This window comes from Nitratireductor sp. ATLC21 (assembly GCF_057196525.1).
This window is the reverse complement of the sequence record NZ_JBXUOU010000002.1, coordinates 821,807-837,154: the sequence shown is the minus strand read 5'-3', so window position 1 is coordinate 837,154 and position 15,348 is coordinate 821,807. Positions and strand designations below refer to the sequence as shown.

Below are 15,348 nucleotides of genomic sequence, written 5' to 3'. Positions count from 1 at the left end.
CCTGAACCGGGCGGACATGTGGCGCGTAGTACTCACGGACACGTCACCGTTCGAGGTTCCAATAATCGTCAGCAACGATGGGTTCTATAAGAACCTCCATAGCGTCTCAGAGAAATCGGCGCGCTTTCAAAAACTGATAGGAGCCCTCTTACTAAAAGACGACGGCAAGGACAGCACCATCCCGCTCAGGTACAATATCGTTAAAGATTCTCGAAGCATCAGAACCTTAAGCTTACTTCACCCGAGAGGGCAGGTCATATTGACTAAATTTTATCAAAAATATGATGAACTGATCTGTGAATACTCAGGGCGTGGGCCGTTTTCCATTCGCGCACCTAAAAAGGTTGGCGGCTCCTTTTATATCCCTTCCTCAGTTCAAGATAAGAATCGCTACAAGTACGCCAGTGTAGATACAGTAGAAATAGACAAATTAGTAAGAAACCCAGCAAGCTATTTTTCATACTCTGGCTTTGATCGCCTCTACAAATTCTTCGCCTCGAATGATCATATTCGCTTGGAAAAAAAATTCCGGTACCAGCTATCATTGGACATCAGCAGATGCTTCGACAGTATCTACACGCACTCTATGGCCTGGGCAACAAAAAGCAAATATGAGGCAAAAGAAAATATATACTCGATGAGCTTTGGAAATCAGTTCGACAAGGTAATGCAGAGACTAAACCACAATGAGACAAGTGGCATCTGCATCGGCCCAGAGGCAAGCCGCATCTTTGCAGAAATTATACTTTCAAGAACAGATCAGAATGTACGCCGAAACCTTGAAAATAAGACCCCTGCCATACGTGACGGCATCGATTACGAATGCAGACGATATGTAGACAACTATTATATTTTCGCCAATGACTCTGCTACCGCGGACCACGTGGAGCATGAGCTATCAATCGCACTACGCGAGTACAATCTTCATCTGAACACGGAGAAAAGAGAATTCATAAAGAGGCCATTCTATTCAAAAAAATCCCTAGTCATCGACGAAATCAATAAATCCCTGGTCAACCACTGGGACAAACTCTTTGAGGCCTTTGCAATTCCAGAGAGCGGAAAAAAGGCGCTGCTCCCAAATTACATCTATAAGTATCAAGCGCTTTTTGGAAAATTCACTAGAGAGATTAAGGCAGCATGCTTTTCCTCCGAATTTGGCTACGATGCTGCCGCAAACTACGTAATCGGGGCGATACGTCGGAAGGCCATCGACATGGCCGACGGATATGTTGATCTTGTCTCTCTGGAAAACAGTCCTGTTTCTAATCGGGACTATCGCCAAATGTTCTTTTTCCTTCTGGATATTGGGTTTTACTTTTTTACGCTTCACCCTACTGTAGCATCTTCGCTTCGCCTGTCTCACGCGATCGTGCGCGCGGCACAGCATCTGCAAGAACATGATCCCAATGGTTTTGATATTCTCAAAGAAGCCTCGCTTCGTTGGGCGGCACAATTGACGAGAGCACCTAGCTTCGAAGGCTTATTTTCGAGAAATTCGGTGATCCCTATCGAGATCCTAAACATCTTGATTAGCCTTCAACATTTCGGAGGCGATGGGCAACTGGAGCATGAATTGATATCGCTCGCTAAATTGAACAAAAAAAGCCAAGGTTACTTCGAGTTGGTCGTTAGGTTATTTATCTATGGTGACCGCCCGCAGTTCGCAGAGCAGAGAAATGCGGTTTGGAAGTTAGTTTGCGATCGAGTTTCCTCAGAGAAATACCTTGATAGGGATTCTGAAACGGTACATCTATTGCTAGATTCCCTTGCATGTCCACATATTGATCGAACCAAAAGAGCTCACTTGCTTCGGGATTCATGGGAGAAAATTGGTAGAGACCTCGGAAAGATCACTACTGCTGAGGCTGAAGCGCTGGTTGATGAATTTGAGCAACAGCATTGGTTCGTTCGCTGGGATGGTGTCGACCTATTGAACATGATCGAAAAGAAAGAATTGAGCAGCGTCTACAGCTAGGATACATAGAAGGTGGATGCTAGCCACGTTTTACCGCAACTCGTTCTGCGGTACAGACGGGCGATCAAACTGCGGTGTTTGGCCTCACGCTGACCACATGGACCGTACGGTGCACGTAAGAGGTTGTCTTGAGCAGCAATGCACACACTTACTGTGGCTAGCATTCAAATTCTAATTCGTTGACCGCTAGCTACACCAGTTGCAATCAGCGCATGCTGGTTACTTCCCCACACTAAAATCTCAATCTTATCCCCGCCCCCAAAACCTCGCCTATAATCCCCCCATCGCCCTTGTCGGGAACCGGGTCCGGAGCCGGGGATCAGGAAGGGCGGCGGCAGCCTCCCCCTTGGGCATCGGTGGTCCAGGGCATGTGAGGGCCCGCGAAAGGCCGGCGGCCGGTTGCAAGACCGGTTGCGGAGAAGCCGCTAGGGCGTACCCCGCCCGAGTGATCGGCCAACAGTCGGGACAGCGGCCGGACGGGCGGCCCGAGGGTCGCACAACTACTTTAGACGCGCGACGCTTTGGCCGCCCGTCTTCCCGAAGCTGTTTCAAACCCCGGCGGCGAAGCCGTGCGGGAGCGGAGGTGTGCCCCCATGGAAAGCCAACCCTGCCCGCCTCCCCACCCCCGTCATCCCGGAAGCCGCAGGCTATCCGGGACCCATTGGAAGAGCATGCAGGGCACGGCCCGGGTCTCGCTTCCGCGCCGGCGGTTGCGCCCTCTGCGGCACCCGGCCCCGTTTCTCAATGGGTCCCGGGTCAAGCCCGGGCTGACGTGGTGTGGGGTGGGTGATGGTGTTGAGAGGTTGGCGCAGCACCCCCCTCTGTCCTGCCGGACATCTCCCCCTCAAGGGGGGAGATCAGTTGTGGCGATGCCCGCGCTCTTCCCCCACCTTTGGGGATTGGCGAAAACGCCCGCACAGCCAATCTCCCCCCTTGAGGGGGGTGAAGAGCGTTTGGCCAACGGCCAAGGAAAAGCCAACGATTTGGCTTTTCCAGCGATGAACGCGCGAAGCCATAGCGGAGCGCCACCTGGCAAGGCAGAGGGGGGGGGGTGCTGCGCCACGGTTGGAGGAAGAGCACCAGCGCCTGCGCCCCCTTCTCCCCGCGTGCGGGGAGAAGGTGAGGATGAGGGGCGGGCGGTGAGGGTGCAGAATGAAATGAAGCCATCTCAGCCACCACTTCGTCATCCTCGGGCCCGACCCGAGGATCCATGCCGGTCGGCCAGACCCCGTCCACAACGTCACGGAATGGATCCCCGGATCAAGTCCGGGGATGACGAAGGTGGAAAGGTGGGCGTGAACACCGTCATCCCCAGATGCACACGCCAAACCACCCGCCCCACCCTTCTCCCCACCCCCGAATCCCCCTAAAATCGCACCCATGACCACAGCCCCCCGCACCATCCGCCAGCTTACCGATACCGTGATCAACCAGATCGCCGCTGGCGAGGTGATCGAGCGGCCGGCGAGCGTGGTGAAGGAGCTGGTGGAAAACGCGCTCGATGCGGGCTCAACACGCATCGAGGTGGCGACCGCCGGCGGCGGGCTTTCGCTGATCCGCGTTACCGACAATGGCGGCGGCATGCCGCCAGAGGAGCTGCCGCTCGCCGTTTCGCGCCATTGCACGTCGAAACTCACCGACGATATTCACGACATTCGCTCGCTCGGCTTTCGCGGCGAGGCGCTGCCCTCCATCGGCTCGGTGGCGCGGCTTTCGCTGCGCTCGCGGCCCGAAGGGGCCGACAGTGCGGCGGAGATTTCCGTCGAGGGCGGGCGCGTCTTACCGGTGAAGCCCGTCGCCGCCAATCGCGGCACGACGGTGGAGGTGCGCGACCTCTTTTTCGCCACGCCCGCAAGGCTGAAATTCATGAAAAGCGAGCGCGCCGAAACCGCCGCCATCACCGAGGTGGTGAAGCGCATGGCGCTCGCCTTCCCCCAAGTGCGCTTCACGCTGACAGGCACCGACCGCACCACGCTGGAGCTTGCCGCCGTGCCCGCCGATGGCGAGGGGCTGCTTCGTCGCATCGCGCAGGTGATGGGCCGCGACTTTGCCGAAAACACGCTGCCCATCGAGGCCGAACGTGAAGGCGTTGCCCTTTCCGGCCATGCGTCGATCCCGTCATTCTCGCGCGGCAATGCGATGCTGCAATATTTCTATGTGAATGGCCGCCCCGTGCGCGACAAGCTGCTCACCGGCGCCATTCGCGGTGCCTATATGGACGCGCTGCCGCGCGACCGGCATGCGGTCGCGGCGCTGTTCATCACGCTCGACCCGGCGCTGGTCGATGTCAATGTGCACCCGGCCAAGGCGGACGTGCGCTTTCGCGATCCGGGGCTGGTGCGCGGGCTGATTGTCGGCGCGATCCGCCATGCGCTGGAAATGAGCGGCATGCGCGCCTCTACCTCCGGGGCCGACGCCATGCTCGCCGCCTTCCAGAGGCCGGAGCAGCGGGCAGCGGGCCACGCCGCGCCACAGCGCTACACGCCGCCGCCGCGCCCTGCGCATGGCTGGAGTGCGACCACCTCCCCCACCCGCCCGCTGGAGATGAGCACGGCACCGGGCTTTGCCGAGCCCGGCCAGGCGGCGTTCGATGTGGGGGCGGCCCTTTCCGCCGATGCGCGCGCGGGCGAAGCGGAGGCAGCGCCAGAGCTGATGCGCACCCCGCTGGGGGCCGCGCGGGCGCAGGTGCATGAAAACTACATCGTCGCGCAGACGGAGGATTCCCTCGTCATCGTCGACCAGCACGCCGCCCATGAGCGCCTCGTTTATGAGGCGCTGAAAGAGGCGCTGCATGCCCGCCCCCTCCCCGCGCAGATGCTGCTTTTGCCGGAGATCGTCGACATGCCGGAAGAGGATGCCGACCGGCTTTCCGCCCATGCGGAATTCCTCGCCCGGTTCGGGCTGGGGCTGGAGCGGTTCGGCCCCGGCGCCATCGCCGTGCGCGAAACGCCGTCCATGCTGGGCAAGGTGGATGTGCCGCAGCTCGTGCGCGATCTTGCCGACGAGATTGCCGAAAACGATACTGCCGACACGCTGAAGGAGCGGATCGACCACATCGCCGCCACCATGGCCTGCCATGGCTCGGTGCGCTCTGGCCGGCGGCTCAGGGCGGAAGAGATGAACGCGCTTTTGCGCCAGATGGAGGCAACGCCCGGCTCCGGCACGTGCAATCACGGTCGCCCGACCTATATCGAACTGAAGCTGACCGATATCGAGCGGCTGTTCGGGCGGCGGTGAGTGGCGAGATGCTTGACGGCTGCAATGAAATATGGCGCAAGAAACCCGATGAAAGGGTGTAGTGATGAACCGTTTTGAAGGACCCGGCGCCCGCGAGGCGCGCATTCGCTATCTGGATGGCGATTTTCAGGTCATGACGCCCGGTGCCTTTGTGCGCTGTGCGGTGACCGGCCAGCCAATCCAGCTCGACGATCTGAAGTATTGGAGCGTCGCGCGGCAGGAAGCCTATGTGAATGCCGAGACCTCGCTCGCGCGCGAGCTGGAAATGAACCCTGAGCTGAGAAAGCGTCGCTGATCTATTTCAGCGCGCGCGCGCGCCAGGCCTCGATCGTGCTTTCGATGATGGAGACCGGCATGTCGGGTGCGTCGAACTCGGCCTCCACCTGAAGCACACGGCTTTTCTCGGCCAGCGCCCCCAGCGCCTCGCTCCCGCCGCGCAGCCGCACCATGTCCTTCTCGGTGGTGATGAGCTGAAGCTCACCCTTCTCCGCCGCCGCGATCAGGTCGCGCGCATCGTCATCATCGTAGGGGTGATGATCGGGAAAACTCTTCCCCTCCACCACCGCGCCGCCGGCTTGCGCCACACTGTCGAAAAATTTCTTCGGGTTGCCGATTCCTGCGAATGCGAGAAACCGCCCGCCCTTGATCGCGCGCACGCCGCGCGGCTTGAGTCGGGCCTGAAACACCGGTCGCCCCGCCCGCGAGGCCTTGCGCACCACATGGTCGGCCGCACTCCCTTCGCCCATTGTGAGAAGGGCGTCGGCATAGCGCAGCTGGTCGATCAGCCGCGCTCTCAAAGGCCCGCCGGGAATGACATGGCCATTGCCCAGCCCGCGCCGCGCATCCACCACCATCACCGCATAATCCATGTGCAGCCGCGCGCTCTGGAAGCCATCGTCCATGATGATGAAGTCGCAGCCCATGCCGATCAGCTCGCGCGCGCCCGTCAGGCGGTCGGGGGCGACCAGTGTGGGCGCATGCCGCGCCAGGAGCAGGGGCTCGTCGCCCACATGGCGCGAAAGATCCTTCTTCGCATCCACCAGATGCGCGACCGTCATCGAGCCACCATGCCCGCGGGTGAGAAATCCCGGTTTCCGACCAAGCTTCTTCGCCTGTTTTGCGAGCGCGATGGAAACCGGCGTCTTGCCCTCGCCGCCGACGGTGAAATTGCCGACACACAGGACCGGCACATCCACCTTCGCGCGTTTAGCCGAGGCCATCCGGTATCCGGCCACGAGGCCATAGAGCGCTGACAGCGGCGAAAGGCTCCAGGCCCGCCAGTCCGCCGCCTCCCACCAGAATGGAGGTGCCTCGCTAGCCATGCCCCTCGCCGCCCTCAAGCCTGCTCTTGACGATCAGCGGATGGATATAGGGATCGAGCGCCTGCAGCGTGCGGTTCAGCGCGCCGGACATATCGTCGACTGCGGCGCGCCCCGCCTTGATCATGGTGCGGCGCGCCGAATAATTGTTGAGTAGGAAGTTCACGCCACCGGCCAGCATCTCGCCATCGCGCACCAGCCGCGCTCCGCCCGCGTCGATCAGCCGGCGATAGGCATCGCGGAAGTTCTGCACATTGCAGCCCGAAAGCACCGCTGTACCGAGGCGAGCCGGCTCGATCGGGTTTTGCCCCCCCGATTGCGCCAGAGAGCGTCCGACAAAGGCCACTTCGGTCAGTCTGAGATAAAGTCCCATCTCGCCAATCGTATCGCCAAGCAGAATGTCCGTCTCCGGCAGGACCGTATCGTTACGGCTGCGCCGCGCCACCTTCAGGCCGCGCGCCGTGAATTCCTCTTCCAGCCCCTCGGCCCGCTCGGGGTGCCGGGGGACGATGATGGTCAGCAGATCGGGATGACGGGACTTGAGTTTCGTATGCACATCGGCGGCAATCGTCTCCTCGCCTTCATGGGTGGAGACGGCAGCCCAGGTTTCGCGTTCGCCGATCTGCTCTTCGAGTGTGGCGAGCGCTTCCTGCTCCACTGGCGGCGCATGGGTGTCGACCTTGAGGTTCCCTGACACGGTCACCGGTCTCGCCCCCAGTGTGCGGAAACGTTCGCCATCCACTTCAGACTGGGCCACCACATGGGCGAGATTTTCGAACAGCGCCTCGGCAAGAAAGGCCCGTTTTTTCCAGCGCTCGAACGACCGGTCCGAAAGCCGGCCATTGACCAGCACCTGCGGCACCCGCCGCGCGCCGAGCTCTAAAATGGTCATCGGCCAGATTTCCGACTCGGCCATGATGGCCAGGTCCGGCTGCCAGTGGTTGAGAAAACGGCTCACAGCCGGTTTCAGATCGAGCGGCACATATTGATGGATCACGTCACCACCAAGGCGCTCTTCGGCCACCTGAGCCGAGGTCACCGTGCCGGTGGTCAAAACGATGTTGATCCCGTAGCCCAGAAGATGCTCGATCAGGCCGATCACGGCCATGGTTTCGCCCACACTGGCCGCATGCATCCAGATAAGAGGACCATCGGGACGCGGATGGCCTGCCCGGCCATAGCGCTCATGACGGCGCACACGGTCTTCCTTGCCCTTGCCGGCACGCCAGACAATGTAGCCGCCAACCATGGGAAAGGCTGCGGCACCGGCCCAGCGATAGGTTGTGAGGATGGCGCGCGCCCAGCGTTCACTCATGGCTCACTGACCGTCGACCAGAGAATAGGCCTGCCGCGTCGCTTCGTTGAGTGCCTTGGTCACCTCGCGGCGCTTTTCTTCCATCACCGTCTCATCGGCGTCCGGCGTCACATAGATAGGCTCGCCCAGGATCACCGCGCTGCGGCCGAATGGCAGGTTGATCGTGGTCTTGTCCCAGGTCCGCTCCAGCACCTTGCGGCGGCTCGTGGCAATTGCGACAGGCACGATCGGGCGGCCCGAAATGCGCGCCAGGGTGACGATGCCAAGCCCCGCCTCACGCGGCGTGCCATGCGGTATGTCCGCGATCATCGCCACATTGCATCCGCGGTCGATCGTCCTTTTCAGCATGATCAGCGCTTTGGCGCCGCCTTTGCGGATATCGCGTTCGCCTTTCCGGCCACCGGATCCGCGCACGGTCTCGAAACCGAGTTTCTCCGCCACCAGCGCGTTCAGCTCTGCATCGGCGCTGCGCGAGAAAAGCGCCACGATCTTGTGTTTTCTGGGGTTGATGGCCGGGCCCAGAATGTGCTGTCCATGCCAGAGTGCGGCAATGGCGGGCGAATGTGCATCGATGGCCGCCTGCAGGTCATGCGATCCCTTGACGCGCGGATTGGTGCGGTCGATCAGGCGAATTGCGCCCGCCATGAGCGTTGCCAGCGCCTGTTTTACAAAGCGCGACTTCGCCAGCGGCTTGCGGACGCGGCGCCAGAGCTCCTTTAAGGGGCGGCGGCCGGACTTCTTCCGATTGGCGGTCATGGCAGGAGAAGGCGCGGTCGCCTTGTTTTCCATATGCGGTTCCTTGCTACCCCTGGGGCTATCCCCGGGTCTCATCGGAGGCGGGGTCGAGCAGGCGGTGAAGATGAACAATGAAATAACGCATATGTGCGTTGTCAACGGTCTCCTGCGCCTTGGCGCGCCAGGCTTTTTCCGCGGATTTGTAATCCGGATAGATGCCGACGATATCGACATCGTCGAGATCGCGGAAAGTCACCCCGGTGAGGGACGTCAACTCGCCGCCAAAAACCAGGTGCAGAAGCTGGGAGTTCTCTTTTTTCTCGGACATGGTCAAGCCCATTTGCAGACGAATGTGGCAATAAGCAAATCGCTAATCGCCCGTGTAGAGTAATTCCTGCGATTTTGGAACCTTTTAGACCGGCTTTCCTCGCTTGCAGGCGTATCACACTCTCTCAAAGGCTTCGCGCCAGGGCTTGTGTCATGATCTCAAGAAGCGGGCCGCTACCGGCGGCGAGAGCGCCCTTTTTCGGATCTCCGCACGCATAGGACGGCGCATTTCCTTCGGCATCCCGGATCGCACCGCCTGCCTCGCGCAAAATGACGTCGGCAGCGGCCAGATCCCAGTCATGGGAATTCGGTTTCACGAAAGTGGCGTCAAGCGCGCCGCTCGCAACCATGGCGATACGGTAAGCAAGAGAAGGGACATACCCATGAGCCTTGTTCTTCTGCCAAATATCGGTCGGCAGTTCAGAGACCATGGCTTTGGGGCCACCGATGACGAAACCCTCGCCAACAGGCTTCACCGCCAGCCGCTCTCCATTGCGAAATGCGCCACCGCCCGTCAGCGCGTGGTAGGTTTCGGAAAGCTCAGGACACTCAAGCACGCCCACAACGCTCACACCACGATGCACGACACCGATGCTGACACACCAGATCGGCCGCCCATCGATGAACGCCCTGGTTCCGTCGATCGGATCAACCACGAAGACCCGATCGCGGTTGAGCTCCTGCTCTGCAAGCGCGGTCTCCTCCGATAGCCAGCCATAATCAGTACGCGCTGCCAGAAGCTCGCTCCGCAAGAAACGGTCGACCGCGTAGTCGGCTTCACTGACCGGCGAAACACCTTCTTTCCACCAGACTTCCGGGTCACGGCGGAAATAACTGAGTGCAATGTTACCCGCCTCCCGCGCCACGGCTGCAATGAGATCGACATCGGCCTGAAGTGTCTGGTCGTGCGGGCTATTTTCCGGCAAGCGTCATGCCTTCCACAAGCAGCGTGGGCGCGGCTGTCCCGAAGTTGCGATCAATGTCGTTGGCCGCCGTCATGTTGAAGAACATGTCCTTAAGGTTCGAGGCGATGGTGACCTCCGAGACCGGATAGGTGATCTCGCCATTCTCGATCCAGAACCCGGCCGCACCGCGGCTATATTCGCCCGTTACAAGATTGACCCCCTGCCCGAACACTTCGGTCACGTAAAATCCAGCCCGGATTCCCTTGATCAGAGCCTCCGGGGTCTGTGTGCCAGGTTCAAGCGCGAGGTTGGTGGAAGATGGATTGACCGAAGAAGATCCACGCGTGCCGCGTCCATTGGTGGCCGGCAAACCCAACTGGCGCGCGACCGAAGTCGACAGGAACCAGTGTTTCAGGACACCTTCTTCGATCATGACAAGTTTCTCGCCGGCAACGCCCTCGCCATCGAATGGGCGAGAAGAAGAGCCCCGCCGGCGTTGCGGATCATCCGTCACCGTGATGCCGGCCGCCGCGACCTTTTTGCCCATCATGTCGCGCAGGAAACTCGATTTGCGCGCAACTGCCGCGCCATTGATGGCGGAGGCCAGATGGCCGGCAATGCCGCGCGCAACACGTGGATCGTAAACCACCGGATAGCGGCCTGTGTCCACTTTGCGCGGGTTGAGCCGCCGAACAGCCCGTTCACCAGCGCTGCGGCCAATCTTCTCCGGGACATCGAGATCCAGAAAATGCAGGCGAGAGGAATAGTCGTAATCGCGTTCCATACCGGTGCCTTCGCCAGCCAGAACACTCACCGATCGGGAGAAACGCGTCGCTTCATAGGCACCGATAAATCCTTCAGACGTGGCCAGCACCAGGCCGCCCGAACCGGCGCTCGCCCCGGAGCCTGATGAATTGGTAACGCCAAACACATCGAGCGCTGCTGCCTCTGCAGCCAGCGCGTCTTCCTTCAGCCGCTCGGCAGAGACTTCCGTACCATCAAAAAGATCGAGGTCGGGGATGGTGCGGGCGAGGAGGCTCTCCTCGGCCAGTCCCTGATACGGGTCTTCGGGGGATGCCTTCGCCATGGCGACGGCGCGTTCAGCCAGCGGAGCCGGGTCTGCATTGGCCGGAGCCGACACACTGGCAACCCGCCTCCCGACAAACACCCGCAGAGACATGTCATCGCTCTCAGACGCCTCGGTTCCCTCAACCTTGCCGAGCCGCACCGATACGCTCCTGGAGCGCGCGCGCACCACCACCGCATCGGAAGCATCAGCGCCCGCCCGTTTTGCGGCCTCCACAAGCGCAACGACCCGCTCGGTGAGCTGCTTCTTTTCATTTTGATCTGTCATCACAATCCTGGCTGGAATTTGATCGCGCGTGGGGAATACCGGTCTGATCCATTTATGATTCGCAGCGCATATGTGCAATGGTAAGCTGAGATTCCTCAGTTGCGCCCTCAGATATGCCGGAGACCCGATGGCCGTCGAAACTGCTGCACCGCTTTACTATGAACCGCTGCTGCTCCTGGGCGGTGCAGTTATCGCCGCGCCACTCTTCGCACGCATAGGGCTTGGCACGATCCTCGGTTATCTTGCCGCCGGCATCGCCATCGGACCTGTGCTCCTGCTCATATCGGATGGAGAGGAGTTGCTGCACGTGGCCGAACTGGGCGTGGTGCTGCTGCTTTTCATCATCGGTCTCGAGCTCAAACCTGCGCGTCTGTGGGCCATGCGGCGCAGCATATTCGGCATGGGGTTGATCCAGGTGATGGTCACGGGCATTGCCCTTGCCGCAATCACCCTCCTGCTGACAGATATGTCCTATGGTGCGGCTTTTGTCGTCGGTTTCGGCCTTGCTCTGTCCTCCACTGCATTTTCGGTGCAAACACTCGAATCTCAAGGCGCGCTGAACAGCCGGTACGGGCAGACATCATTTTCTATCCTGCTGTTTCAGGATCTCGCCATCGCTCCCCTTCTGGCCCTGGTTCCACTACTCTCTCCCGGCGGAGAGGGTGCTGATGCCATCAGCCTTGATCGGTTCGCGCTTGCCATAGCCAGCGTGGTGGTGCTGGTTGTTGCCGGCCGCTACCTGCTCAATCCGCTCTTTCGCATCATCGCCAATACAGGCGCGAAGGAGGTGATGATCGCCGCAGCCTTGCTCGTCGTTTTGGGCTCAGCCACCATCATGCAGATGGCCGGGCTTTCCATGGCGCTTGGCGCCTTTATCGCGGGTGTTTTGCTCGCCGAATCCTCTTTCCGACACGAGTTGGAAGCCGATATCGAGCCGTTTCGCGGCATTCTTCTCGGCCTGTTTTTCATGGCAATCGGCCTTTCGCTGGATCTGAGAATCGTGCTCGAGAACTGGCTGTCCATTCTTATTGCCGTGCCAATCCTCATGCTGGTGAAAGCTGCGGTTCTCTATGGGATAAGCCGTGGCTTCGGCAGCGATCACAATTGCGCCGTGCGTGTTGCTGCGCTTTTGCCGCAAGGAGGCGAGTTCGGGTTTGTCCTGTTCACCGCAGCGGCGTCCGCCTTCATCTTTCCGCAGTCCACCGCCTCGCTGCTCATCGCCATCGTCACCGTGTCCATGGCTTTGACGCCGCTGTCCGTACGCCTCGGAGAAATGCTGATCCGGACAGAGCCGGCTGAAGAGATGGATGAGGATTTCGAAGGTGCTGGCGCCGACGTGATGATGATCGGCTTCTCCCGCTTCGGGCAGATGGTGTCGCAGGTCTTGCTCTCCGGCGGTACGGACGTGACCATCATCGATCATTCCGCTGATCGTGTACGCGCTGCCGAGCGTTTCGGCTTCCGCATCTATTTCGGAGATGGCCGCCGCAAGGAGGTGCTGGAGGCGGCGGGTATCCGCAACGCCAAGATCGTGGCGGTGTGCACCAACGGCGCGACGGCCACGGACCAGATCGTCAACCTGATCCGCGACGAGTATCCCCATGTGCGTCTTTACGTGCGCTCCTACGATCGGGCCCATACACTCTCGCTGCGTGATCGCGACGTGGACTACGAGTTACGTGAAACGGTTGAATCGGCTCTCGTATTCGGCGGAAAAACCCTGCAGGCGCTGGGAACCAGCGAGGAAATCGCCAGCGAAATCGTCGAGGATGTGCGCCGGCGTGACGAGGAACGGTTGGCCATTCAGTCGGTCGAAGGCATTTACGCAGGAAACGACAAGATGCGTGTGCGCCCGGTCACCCCGGAACCACTGATCAAGCCAAAGCGCGAGAGCCAGCGCATTGATCAGGATGACGAACCGGTCGGCTGATGCCGACTACACCCGCGCCTTCTCATAATCGTGGACGGCAGCGTCGATCGCCTGTTTCAATTCGTCGCGAATGGCTTGTGTCTCCGCGAGGATCGCGTCGATTTTCATGAAATCAAGCACGCGAAATCGCGAAACGGCAGGGCGAATGAGAATATCCGGCCGCCCGTGCTCCAGCTTCATGGCAATGATGGACTGCATCATGAGCTGACTTGCGCCGAACATGAGCTCGATGGAGGTTGGAGGCTTGCCGCCCGTGTCGTTTGGAGCGCCGACCACGTCGATGGCGATCAGTATATCGGCCTTGCCCTCCACCAGATCGAACGGCACAGGGTTGTAGATGCCGCCATCGATCAGGGTGCGCCCGCCCCGCTCCACGGGACGGAAGACCGCGGGAATGGCGGCGGAGGCCGCAAGCGCTTCCGCCAAGGCGCCGCTTTCAAGGATGGCGAGCTCATGGCGGAAGTAATCCGTGGCCGTGACGCGCAGCGGAATTTTCAGTTCTTCGAAGGTTTGCGGGACACCTTCCGGCAGGAAGGCGCTGATGATGCGTTCGGCATTGAACTGGCCAAAGCGAAACCCGCCTTCCATCATTTCCGCGAAGTTTCCGGGTCTGGCTTTCCACAGGCGGCTCGCCACCTCCGCGCGGCTTCCCAGGATGGAACGGGCATGTGCGTGAATGTCCTTGCCGCTGATCCCGGCGGCAAAGCCTGCGCCCATCAGGGCCCCGATGGACGAACCGGCGATGACGGTCGGCGTGATGCCCAGGTCATTGAGGGTCTCGATGATATGGATGTGCGCGAGGCCGCGCGCGCCACCACCGCCGAGCGCAAGCGCGAAACTTGGGCCGCCGGTGGGCGCCTGCTGCTTCGTTTCATCGTTCGCCAACGCCGTTTCCATCCGCTAGCCTCCGTTCTGAGCCTGCTCGGCAGGTCCGATCACCAGCAGCGCTGGTTCCTGCGAAAGAAGACGCTTTGCCGTTTGCTTCACATCGTCCAGCGTGACAGCGTTGATAAGGTCAGCGCGCCGCTCGATGTAATCAATTCCCAGGTCGTCCTGCTGCAGGCCGACCAGCGTCCGCGCGATGGCCATGGAAGAGTCCAGATTGTTGATCGCATAGGAACCGATCACATAGGTCTTGGCGGCCTCGAGTTCCTCTTGCGTGGGGCCCTCGTCACGCAGGCTCGCGACCACACCCTCGATCACTGAAAGCGTTTCACCTGCCCGTTCGGCGGCGGTGGCCGTCTGAATGGCAAGCGACTGCGCATGATCGCTGGTGTTGAGGTAGGAGGACGCGCCATAGGCGAGACCGCGCTTCTCACGCACCTCGTTGAACAGGCGCGAGGAAAACACGCCCCCGCCCAGGATCTGGTTGAACAGATAGGCCGAGAAGAACTCCGGATCGTCCCGTTTCACACCGGGATAGACAAGCTGAAGCGTGGCCTGCGGCAGGGGATAGTCGACGCGGATTTCCTGCCCGAGCTTCGGCTCGATGTCGGCAACGGGCTGGAGCTCGGCTTTCTCAGGCAGATCCCCGAACACTGTGTCGAGAACGCCGGCCAGGCGTTCGGCGTCAATTGCACCCACAACGCCGATGGTGAGGTTCGAGCGGGCGAAGACGCGGGCGTGGAAGGCTTTCAGGTCTTCCGGAGAAATGTTCGACAGACTTTCGAGCGTTCCCACGTCAGGATGGGCGTATGGGTGATCACCGTAGAGCGCCTCGGAAAGCTTGAGTGCCCCCTGTTTGCGCGGATCGCGTTCATCGGCGCGGATGCCGACGGCGATCTGGCTGCGGATGCGTTCGACAGGGTCGGGATCGAAACGCGGGCTCGTGATGGCAAGCCTCACCAGTTCGAGGACCTCATCGCTGTTTTCGGCCAACATCCGTACCTGGCCGGAAATTTCGTCGGAATTGGTGCGAAACGCCATTTCAGCGCCCAGTTCCTCCAGCTTCACCTGGAACGCATCGGAATCGAGATCGCCCGCGCCTTCGTCAAAGAGGCTGGTCATGAGATTGGCCAAACCTTCCTTGCCCTCAGGATCCTGAGCGGACCCGCTCTTGAACGAGAACTGGAAGCTGATGATCGGCAGGGAATGATCCTCCACCAGCCAGGCTTCTATGCCTTTCTGTGAGGTCACATCCTGAATCTGAACGGCGGCCTGAGCCGGAACAACAACAACAAGGATAAGCGCGAACAGCGCGCCGGCATTGAGCAAACTGCGCATAAAGGTACCTGGACGAAAATTCGAG

At 60.3% G+C, this 15,348-nt stretch carries 12 protein-coding genes; 4 read left to right on the top strand and 8 right to left on the bottom strand.

Going from position 1 to position 15,348, the window contains the following annotated elements; translation table 11 throughout:
• Positions 1 to 16 precede the first annotated feature (16 nt).
• The 3 genes from drt3b to AC2CHD_RS11565 all read left to right on the top strand — a co-directional run bounded on the left by drt3b (position 17) and on the right by AC2CHD_RS11565 (position 5,510).
• The gene (gene drt3b / locus AC2CHD_RS11575) at positions 17 to 1,978 is read left to right on the top strand and encodes an antiviral reverse transcriptase Drt3b (protein WP_484553801.1); all 1,962 of its coding nucleotides are present in this window, start codon (positions 17 to 19) and stop codon (positions 1,976 to 1,978) included.
• Positions 1,979 to 3,358: 1,380 nt separating this feature from the next.
• On the top strand, positions 3,359 to 5,215 hold the full coding sequence (gene mutL / locus AC2CHD_RS11570; protein ID WP_484553800.1) for a DNA mismatch repair endonuclease MutL: 1,857 nt from the start codon (positions 3,359 to 3,361) through the stop codon (positions 5,213 to 5,215).
• Between the two features lie 64 nt (positions 5,216 to 5,279).
• Positions 5,280 to 5,510: a DUF2093 domain-containing protein gene (locus tag AC2CHD_RS11565; RefSeq protein WP_484553799.1), complete on the top strand. Its 231-nt coding sequence runs from the start codon at positions 5,280 to 5,282 to the stop codon at positions 5,508 to 5,510.
• A gap of 1 nt (position 5,511) precedes the next feature.
• Here the strand turns inward: AC2CHD_RS11565 and lpxK are convergent, their stop codons facing one another.
• The 6 genes from lpxK to AC2CHD_RS11535 all read right to left on the bottom strand — a co-directional run bounded on the left by lpxK (position 5,512) and on the right by AC2CHD_RS11535 (position 11,170).
• The gene (gene lpxK / locus AC2CHD_RS11560) at positions 5,512 to 6,537 is read right to left on the bottom strand and encodes a tetraacyldisaccharide 4'-kinase (RefSeq protein WP_484553798.1); all 1,026 of its coding nucleotides are present in this window, start codon (positions 6,535 to 6,537) and stop codon (positions 5,512 to 5,514) included.
• A complete protein-coding gene (gene waaA / locus AC2CHD_RS11555) occupies positions 6,530 to 7,849 on the bottom strand; it encodes a lipid IV(A) 3-deoxy-D-manno-octulosonic acid transferase (RefSeq protein WP_229447791.1) in 1,320 nt (439 codons plus the stop codon). Before waaA ends, lpxK begins: the two co-directional genes overlap by 8 nt.
• Positions 7,850 to 7,852: 3 nt before the next feature.
• Complete coding sequence (locus AC2CHD_RS11550; protein WP_484553797.1) at positions 7,853 to 8,638, bottom strand: lysophospholipid acyltransferase family protein; 786 nt, start codon at positions 8,636 to 8,638, stop codon at positions 7,853 to 7,855.
• A 25-nt stretch (positions 8,639 to 8,663) separates the two neighbouring features.
• Complete coding sequence (locus AC2CHD_RS11545; RefSeq protein ID WP_223019884.1) at positions 8,664 to 8,912, bottom strand: DUF4170 domain-containing protein; 249 nt, start codon at positions 8,910 to 8,912, stop codon at positions 8,664 to 8,666.
• Between the two features lie 124 nt (positions 8,913 to 9,036).
• Positions 9,037 to 9,837, bottom strand: coding sequence for a 3'(2'),5'-bisphosphate nucleotidase CysQ (locus AC2CHD_RS11540; protein WP_484553796.1), 801 nt, complete (start codon positions 9,835 to 9,837; stop codon positions 9,037 to 9,039).
• Positions 9,824 to 11,170: a TldD/PmbA family protein gene (locus AC2CHD_RS11535; protein ID WP_484553795.1), complete on the bottom strand. Its 1,347-nt coding sequence runs from the start codon at positions 11,168 to 11,170 to the stop codon at positions 9,824 to 9,826. Before AC2CHD_RS11535 ends, AC2CHD_RS11540 begins: the two co-directional genes overlap by 14 nt.
• A gap of 127 nt (positions 11,171 to 11,297) precedes the next feature.
• On the opposite strand from AC2CHD_RS11535, the gene AC2CHD_RS11530 reads away from it, so the two are divergent.
• A complete protein-coding gene (locus tag AC2CHD_RS11530; protein ID WP_484553794.1) occupies positions 11,298 to 13,100 on the top strand; it encodes a monovalent cation:proton antiporter-2 (CPA2) family protein in 1,803 nt (600 codons plus the stop codon).
• Between the two features lie 6 nt (positions 13,101 to 13,106).
• Here AC2CHD_RS11530 and AC2CHD_RS11525 read toward each other — a convergent pair whose 3' ends face one another.
• A complete protein-coding gene (locus AC2CHD_RS11525; RefSeq protein ID WP_484553793.1) occupies positions 13,107 to 13,997 on the bottom strand; it encodes a patatin-like phospholipase family protein in 891 nt (296 codons plus the stop codon).
• A gap of 3 nt (positions 13,998 to 14,000) precedes the next feature.
• A complete protein-coding gene (locus AC2CHD_RS11520; RefSeq protein WP_484553792.1) occupies positions 14,001 to 15,323 on the bottom strand; it encodes a M16 family metallopeptidase in 1,323 nt (440 codons plus the stop codon).
• Between the last annotated feature and the right edge of the window lie 25 nt (positions 15,324 to 15,348).